The 7,638-nt window shown below is 50.4% G+C and carries 9 protein-coding genes; 5 read left to right on the forward strand and 4 right to left on the reverse strand.

Annotated elements, in window-relative coordinates:
* Positions 1–9 precede the first annotated feature (9 nt).
* The 5 genes from KBY66_RS13850 (at position 10) to KBY66_RS13870 (ending at position 5,315) form a co-directional block, all read left to right on the forward strand.
* Positions 10–954 carry a phosphoglycerate dehydrogenase gene (locus tag KBY66_RS13850; protein WP_255090197.1) on the forward strand — a complete coding sequence of 315 codons (945 nt, stop codon included), beginning with the start codon at positions 10–12 and terminating at the stop codon, positions 952–954.
* Entirely contained in the window at positions 944–1,696 is a 753-nt protein-coding gene (locus tag KBY66_RS13855) for an SDR family NAD(P)-dependent oxidoreductase (RefSeq protein ID WP_255090198.1), read from the forward strand. The genes KBY66_RS13850 and KBY66_RS13855 overlap by 11 nt, the downstream gene beginning before the upstream one ends.
* Before the next feature lie 38 nt (positions 1,697–1,734).
* On the forward strand, positions 1,735–2,559 hold the full coding sequence (locus tag KBY66_RS13860) for a 6-hydroxymethylpterin diphosphokinase MptE-like protein (RefSeq protein WP_255090199.1): 825 nt from the start codon (positions 1,735–1,737) through the stop codon (positions 2,557–2,559).
* Positions 2,560–2,780: 221 nt separating this feature from the next.
* Positions 2,781–3,488: an FkbM family methyltransferase gene (locus KBY66_RS13865; protein ID WP_255090200.1), complete on the forward strand. Its 708-nt coding sequence runs from the start codon at positions 2,781–2,783 to the stop codon at positions 3,486–3,488.
* Positions 3,489–3,995: 507 nt separating this feature from the next.
* Positions 3,996–5,315, forward strand: coding sequence for a hypothetical protein (locus KBY66_RS13870; protein WP_255090201.1), 1,320 nt, complete (start codon positions 3,996–3,998; stop codon positions 5,313–5,315).
* Here KBY66_RS13870 and KBY66_RS13875 read toward each other — a convergent pair.
* The 4 genes from KBY66_RS13875 to KBY66_RS13885 form a co-directional block, all read right to left on the reverse strand.
* Entirely contained in the window at positions 5,305–5,583 is a 279-nt protein-coding gene (locus KBY66_RS13875) for a hypothetical protein (protein WP_255090202.1), read from the reverse strand. The two genes, KBY66_RS13870 and KBY66_RS13875, sit on opposite strands and share 11 nt — an antisense overlap.
* Positions 5,584–6,108: 525 nt before the next feature.
* Positions 6,109–6,363, reverse strand: coding sequence for a hypothetical protein (locus KBY66_RS15945; protein WP_255120238.1), 255 nt, complete (start codon positions 6,361–6,363; stop codon positions 6,109–6,111).
* A gap of 53 nt (positions 6,364–6,416) precedes the next feature.
* Positions 6,417–6,668 (reverse strand): hypothetical protein, encoded by a 252-nt coding sequence (locus tag KBY66_RS13880; protein WP_255090203.1) that lies wholly within the window; start codon positions 6,666–6,668, stop codon positions 6,417–6,419.
* The gene (locus KBY66_RS13885; RefSeq protein WP_255090204.1) at positions 6,659–7,066 is read right to left on the reverse strand and encodes a hypothetical protein; all 408 of its coding nucleotides are present in this window, start codon (positions 7,064–7,066) and stop codon (positions 6,659–6,661) included. Before KBY66_RS13885 ends, KBY66_RS13880 begins: the two co-directional genes overlap by 10 nt.
* Positions 7,067–7,638 lie beyond the last annotated feature (572 nt).

The raw sequence follows: 7,638 nt of genomic DNA on the forward strand, positions 1-7,638 counted from the left end.
GGATCACTAATGAAAAAAAAATTCAAGATCCTTCTCACTTGCCCTCCGATGCTCGGCATGATCGATAACTTCCAACCCTTGTTCCAGCATCATGGGTGGGAAGTCACCATTGCAAAGGTTGTTCAGACCCTAAGCGTAGAGGATCTAATCGATCTTTTACCTCATCACGATGGTTGGATCATTGGCGATGATCCAGCCACTCGCGCTGTTTTTGATGCAGGTAAGACCGGACGTCTTCGGGCAGCAGTCAAGTGGGGGATTGGTGTCGATAATGTTGACTTTGCTGCCTGTAAAGAACTCGGCATCACGATCACCAATACCCCGAACATGTTTGGTGCGGAAGTGGCCGATATCGCGATGGGCTATATAATCGCTCTTGCACGGGAAACCTTTCTAATCGACGCTGGCGTACGCCAAGGTCAATGGCCAAAACCGCGTGGAATTTCTCTGAGTGGCAAGACAGTGGCCTTAGTCGGTTATGGCGACATCGGTAAGCACGCTGCAAAGCGCATGCTTGTCGCCGGCATGAATGTCATTGCTTACGATCCAATGGCTCCAGATAGCGCGGAGTTGCCGAGTGTAGTGCGGGCAAGCTGGCCCGAGCGCCTTGACGAGGCAGACTTTATTGTGGTGACATGCGCATTGACGCAATCCTCCAGACATATGGTCAATGATGAGACCCTTGCCAAGGCGAAGATGGGTGTTCGAGTTGTCAATGTCGGCCGAGGCCCTGTGATCCATGAAGTCGCTTTGATGGCCGCCCTTGAGTCTGGTCAAGTCTACTCCGCTGCATTGGATGTGTTTGAGGATGAGCCACTTCCGAAAGACAGCCTGCTTCGTACACATCCGCGTTGCGTCTTTGGTTCTCACAATGCATCGAATACGTCAGATGCAGTCGCTCGAACTAGTGCTATTGCGATCGAGAAGTTGAATGAGTTTTTGAATGGCGGATAAAGCGCCAACCGTTTTGATCACTGGTGCTGCGGGGGGGATTGGCTCGGCGCTAGTAGCTACTTTTGCTGAGGCTGGTTACCGTGTCGTTGCAACTGACAGAGTTCAGACTTTAGACAGGAACGATAGAGTCTTCCGCCTCCCAATTGACCTGGAACTCTTTGTCAATGATTCAAGCTACGCAGACTCGGCAATCGTTGAACTATCTAAACTGATTGGAGATCAGGGTCTAAATGTCTTAATCAATAATGCCGCAATTCAGGTTCTTGGTGGTGTCGATACTCTTTCCCGGGAGGATTGGCGAAAATCACTGGATGTCAATTTGATGGCTCCCTTTCTGCTCACCCAAGCTTTATTGCGACCCTTGGAGCAGGCTTTCGGCTGTGTGGTTCATATCAGCAGCATTCATGCCCGACTGACCAAAAAGAACTTTGTCGCTTACGCCACCACAAAAGCAGCACTTAGTGGCCTCACCCGGGCCATGGCAGTCGATTTGGGTGACAGGGTAAGGATTAACGCCATTGAACCGGCTGCCATTCAAACTCCAATGCTTATGGCAGGATTTTCAGAACGAGCAGACGCCTATAGAGAATTGGAACTCTGTCACCCTCAAATGCGGATCGGAACCCCTCAAGAGGTTGCTGATGCAGCCTTAGTGATTGCGGATAGCCGTGCTAGATTCCTACATGGTACTTGTGTTTCGTTGGATGGCGGCATAAGTGCTCGCTTGCACGATCCAGGCTGACAATCTGTGTCTTTTGACATGAGTAATTGGATGAATCGATGAGCAACCCCACTGTTATTGATTTTGATGACCCGCTAGTTCGAGTGCGGCCCTATATTAATCCATATCGCCGAGCTGCTGGCCTTGTTTACTCTAGGGTTCGATGGGATCTTCATCCCGAATCGTGGCGATCTCGCAGGATGCTTAGTGCCTGGCGAGATAAGTATCTTGACCAGAAAGCTGTAATTCTCTGCAACGGCCCTTCGTTGCTGAAATGCGACTTTGGCTTGCTTAATAACGTTTTCACCTTCGGCTTAAATAAGATTAATCTCCTTTTTGATCAATCAGATTTCAGGCCTAGCTGCATAGTCGCTGTTAATCCTTTTGTCATAGAGCAGAATCTGAAGTTCTACAATACAACAGGCATCCCTCTCTTCTTAGACTCGGCTAGTTCTTTCCGGCGTGGACTTCAGGTTAATCCTCGAAGAAACGTTGTTTTTGTTCACTCAGGGCCTCCAGGATTTGCGCGTGACTGTTCGATAAGTGTTCACCAAGGTGCTACAGTTACATATGTTGCTTTGCAATTGGCTTTCCATATGGGGTTTCGAGAAGTTGCCATAGTTGGTGCTGATCATAAATTTGCAACGCAAGGACCGGCAAATATGCTAGTTACCTCTGGGGAGAAAGACCATAGTCATTTTGACCCCAGTTATTTTGCTGGTGGTGTCCCTTGGCAACTGCCTGATTTGTTTCAATCAGAGTATGTCTATACACAAGCAAGAGATGTCTACCGTGCTTTTGGCCGTCGATTAATTAATGCAACTGAAGGTGGTATGTTGGAAGTATTCGAGCGTATGCCTCTCCATCTATTTTTGTCACAGTAAAGCCTGGCTTGCCGAACTTAGCTTTGCCCTCCCCGCACTCGTTTAGGATCTACTAAGATGTTAGTTGCTTGTCTCTGGTTGCTTCATTTTCCAACCTCGCCCCGTGCGAGCCTACCCTCCTTGCTTCCCCTATCCTTTCTTCTTGGGGGAACTCAAGACCGATCATGATCAGAGTTCTTGCGCGAATACTTAAGCGGTCAGCATACGTACTCGGGTTCCCTGTGTTCAGCATCTTTTCTCCGAGGATAGGTTTCACGGTGTTTTTCAAGCGTGGAGGAATTTGGCATGCCTTCTCCCGTGGTCGTTTTTTTCGGGTGGCTTCGCCGACGCTTCAGGCGATGGAGTATTTTAGGCACTTTATTCCTCCGTCGAAAGGCGTGGTTTTCGATGTTGGTGGTGAACTGGGTTTTGAAACCCAGCAATTTGCCCATTTGGTTGGCAGCTCAGGGAAAGTCTTTGTATTCGAATGTATGCCTGACCACGTCGAGGGTCTCAATCGTCTCGCTGAATATTATCCGCAAGTTCAGGTTATCAACCGGGCTTGTTGGAACGTTGATACTAGTTTAGAGTTCTTCATTGGAAACACACCTGGCAGCAACTCTGCCGTTGCTGATGCGAAGGGACAGCATGGGCAAGACCTGGCTAATACCCAGACTTCACTCATTGTCCAAGCGGATCGTCTGGATAATCTTTGGAAGGACTTGCACCACGGCAAGCCCGTGGACTTTCTGAAAATGGATATCGAAGGAGCAGAATACGAAGCACTAGAGGGCGCTACAGAAATGTTGGCATCCACCCGGTTTGCAGTGATTGCGGCTTATCACATGCGTGATGGCACAACTACAGCGTGTCGTGTTGAAGAAGTTCTCAAGTCTGCGGGTTTCTTCACCCGCACCGATGAAAACCTCCATGTTTATGCATGGCGTTGAGATTAAGAAATGCTGCCCGTCCGAGGCCGGGATACCTCTCAGCGATCATCTGCCCCGCTGAACCCTGACCGGGGCTTGATCCTCGCTACCGTAGATTCTATTTCCTCGAGGAAGATATGCAGACGCGTCTTCTACTTGGCGTCGTACTGCTCGTAGTCCGTGAAACCCAGCTGGAGGAGTGTTACCATACGTTCCCAGACTCTGTTTTGGATCTAAGTTAAGTCTATCGGGTTTTTCAGTGGTTCCTTCGGTCCCCAGGGATTTATACCTAATCAGGGCCCGTAAGTTTGGGTGAGTAGTGTGCCAATTGGGGGACGAATTACCCTAAATGGAAGCAGCAATTCTCCTGACATTGTGAGATCAGACTGAATTCTAGCCTCATTCTGGTTAACTTCACTAATCCTTGCATTTGGCTGACCGCGACTCTATATGCGGACTTATTGTCCAGAGCTTCCCTTCTCGTTGCCACAGTTGTGTTCTCTATGCTAAATCTAAATCTTAATCTAAATGCTTAATCTATCGATCTTTACCCTTTCAACCCTGTCGGCTTTGGGAGAGACCGGGCGGCTTTCTTTGGCTTCTATAAGTGCCTTGCTTATTCTACTCCTATTTAACAGATCATTGAAAAAGGAGAGACTCTTTCTCCGTACCTCATTCTTTTTGTTTTGCGGCGTTCTTGCATTGGCGTTAGGGGCGGGTCGCATAGGTTCTGAACTTTCTGGTGAACTTTCTCTTGTTAATCTCCTTAAGATGCCCTTTTTCTTTGCGTTAGCGATGGCGGTTGTCCCTCTGCTTCAGCACAGGATTGTTTATTATGTTCTTGGACTTAGCCTTGGAGCAACTCTTTATCCTGTCTTGTGTATACAGGCTACATTGGCATCTCCATATTGGTGGAAGTTGTCTGTTCGTGAGTTAGTCCCATTCTTTAATAACTCTCAGGAGGGCCCTAATCAGCTTTTCTACAACAGTCTCGATATCCTTCAGTCATCGTCTTTGGTGTTAGCATTATCGGTCTTTACTCTTGCTCTCTTTTACGGCAGATTGCCTCGGAAGTCTACTCTAACTGTTCTCTGGTTTTTCCAGCTAGTATTAGCATTGGTCAATATAGTGTTGTCGATCTACTTGCAGTCTAGATCTGCGACGATTGTCAACCTGCTTAGTCTTTTTTTATTGCTCTTTGGAATCTGCTTGATTTCTTCAGGACCGGCGGACAATCGATTTGTTCTTTTGGATTGTCCTCCCTCACGGGCGTGGAAGATAATTTTGGTCGCAGTTCTAGCAATTCCTTTTGGTTTTCTTCTTTTGACTTCTTGGGATATCCTGCTCCAGCAAATATACTTGTTAACTGGCCGTGAACAAGTTACCATTGTATCTCGTGAATTGTTTGCTCAGAGAAGCAATCTGTTTGAAAGTGGCTTTTCCCACCTTTTGTTATTGCGGGATCCAGAGGCTATGAACAGCTACCTTGAACTAGCATTTGGCAGTGCCACTGGCAAGACCTTTCATAATCTCTTCATAGATCAGTATTTTAAATCTGACCTCTGGGGTTTATTGTTCTTGCTTCCTCTTTATGTCCCTGTTATTTCTCTAGCTTTAATCTGCATGAGGTCTTTTAGTCACAAGGTGTTTTCGTATGTCTTGATTAGTTTCCTTCTTTTTCTCTTCGCTTTCTTTATGATTTCCCTGACGTCTTCACCTTTTAAGCCTGTGTACGGTGTCTCTTATATTAACTCACTAGTACTATCCTGGTATGTTTATAAAAGAAAATTTCTTCTCCTTCCTAGCGAAGAATCGGAAGTGACACCTATGAGGCTGCTCAAATTGTGAAACGACTGTCGGAGAATTGGTTGACGTCATTAAGTGGATGCGCTTCCGACAGGAATGCAAAGGTCCCCAGTTGTCTTACATCTAGAAGAAGATCGAATTCCGGCCAGCCATCCTCTTCGGGAGGTGCGTCTTCTGGCCGTTCAAGACCAGAACCTTGGGATTGATTAGAAGCATCATGACGATGAGGTTTGGAAACTTCTGGGCTGGTGTAGCCCAGAAGTTTGAGGAGATACCTCATGTCGTGGCCGAAAGCGGCCAAGTCAAGCACCTCCGAGTGTTTTAACTCAGGAGGTCCTGTGACCCTTTTTCGATGGTGAGCATGGGCAGTTCAGATGCTGACTGCTGCGGTGCTGATTGTTCGGCTCCGTTGATCCATTATGAAACCTGATCGCTGAATGCGCAAACTCAGAGATCAAGTGTTTTCGTGTTGATCAAGTCAGAAGCTGCTGCGCCTCAAGCAGTTGTATCTTTCGCTGCATCCGATCGATCGCCAGGTAGTAGTCTACAGCAACTCTTCTGGTTCCGGGATCTTGGCCATGGTTGCCTCGGAGAGTATCTGGCGCCGCTCGAGAAGCCGTTCCTCCCTTTGCTCCAGCACCTGGCTTCAGAACAGCCTTGTGATTCATGGTTCGTTGGGAAAGATGCTGACCACGTTGGTGCGGCGTTTGATTTCCTTAGTACAGACGTATGACCGGGTTGGCGCTACAAACCTTGCGCCATTACTCCTGCGGAATGTTGAGGAATGCTCAGGACCTATTTCAAGTTTTTAGACCAGGGCTGACTGAAAGTCAATTCACCCTGTTCCTGCCGGGATGGCGCCAACCCAGCCGAGCATTCGGCAGGTGTCATGCGCCACGGCCATCAGGCCAGCACGGATTGACCGATAGCCGTTGCAGCGCAACAGGTTCAGGGCCAGTGTGCGCAGCAGGGCCAGGACCTGAACACCATTGCGTTGGCTGTAGCGGTGGGCATCCTCACCGAGTTGGGTGTCACGGGGCCAGTGCCACTGGTTTTTGATTGCCCACCGGTGGCTGACCAGTCGTAGCAATGCTTTTGGGCTGGTGCGCAGGGTGGTGATGTAGACGCAGTCGGCCGGAGGCCTTAGTAGTGGACGCGGTGAAACGCCTTCTCATCTCGCCGGCCGGTGCTCACCAGCTCGATGATCCAGCTGGCACAAAGCCAGCGCTCACGGATGACATCTGTGGCGTTGCGGGCTCTGAGCTGCCAGCGCACCTGGCGGCCATGGCCGGCCTCGAAATCGCAGCTCTCCACTGGGAAGTGCCGGTGGCCGTGGAATTGGGAGACGATCTGCTGATACAGCCGGCGTTGGTTGTTTTTGACCGTCAGGAGCAAGTCGGCGCCCTGCTCGGCGGCGAGTTGAAAAACGCGTGTGAGGTGTGGAGGGCATCCGCCTGGATCAGCACACCCTCCAGTTCGAGGGTTCCGAGCAGGGCCTTGAGTGCGGCGCGCTCGTGGGATTCTCCGGTATCAAAGGACGTCTGGGCGATTGCCACGCCCAGCTCCCTGGCGTAGAGCGTCACCTGGGTGACAAAGCGAGTTGCCCCATCGGCGCCATCAGGCTGAGCAGCTGAACCTCTCAGCGTTTTGCCATCACAGATCAGCTGGTCGAAATCCTTGTCCTGATCAGCAATCTGGGCCAGCATCCACTCCCTGAGCAAGCCAGAGAGCTGGTCGAGCTCCACCCGCTCAAACAGGTAGAGGAAGGTGGAATCACAAGGTGCCTTGGGCATCTCCAGATCCAGAGCTGCGCTGAACGCCTGGTGATGCCGCTACTCCTGCAGAGAAGCCTGCGGCTTGGCAAAGCGCTCCAGATCCCTGGCGCCGTGGCACCCACTGAGGAAGCCAAGAATGGCCATCAACAGCAGCAGCCACTGGGGATTACGCACGCCTCGGCGCTTGTGACTTTCCGGCAGGCTTCGCCTTCGCACGGCGACACCATGCAGTAGTTGGTGAGCAGCTGGGGCTTGAACTGCGGCGGCCGCCTTCGGATTCAGCGTTTCGCTACTTCTTCTCGCATGTGGACTTGGTGGCTCTCTGCGCTGCTATCCGTGATTGGACGATCGCCCAGATCCAAGGTGTTGCAGCGGATCTCGATCAGCTGGTGTGTGACGGTAAGACCTTGCAGGGTTCGATCGAGCACACACCTGGCGGTGGCTCAGCGTTCATTGCCCAGGTCGGTGACTTTCAGGGAAGGTGTCACTCCTTGGCTGCCACTCAGGCGGCCTGGACCAAGGCTAGCGCGAGGATCGGTTCGGGCTCTTCTGGTGGCTTGTTGATCCACACTTCTTCGGGTTGACGCCAG

The organism is Synechococcus sp. Tobar12-5m-g (assembly GCF_024345415.1).
In the GTDB taxonomy this organism is placed as follows: Bacteria; Cyanobacteriota; Cyanobacteriia; order PCC-6307; family Cyanobiaceae; genus Regnicoccus.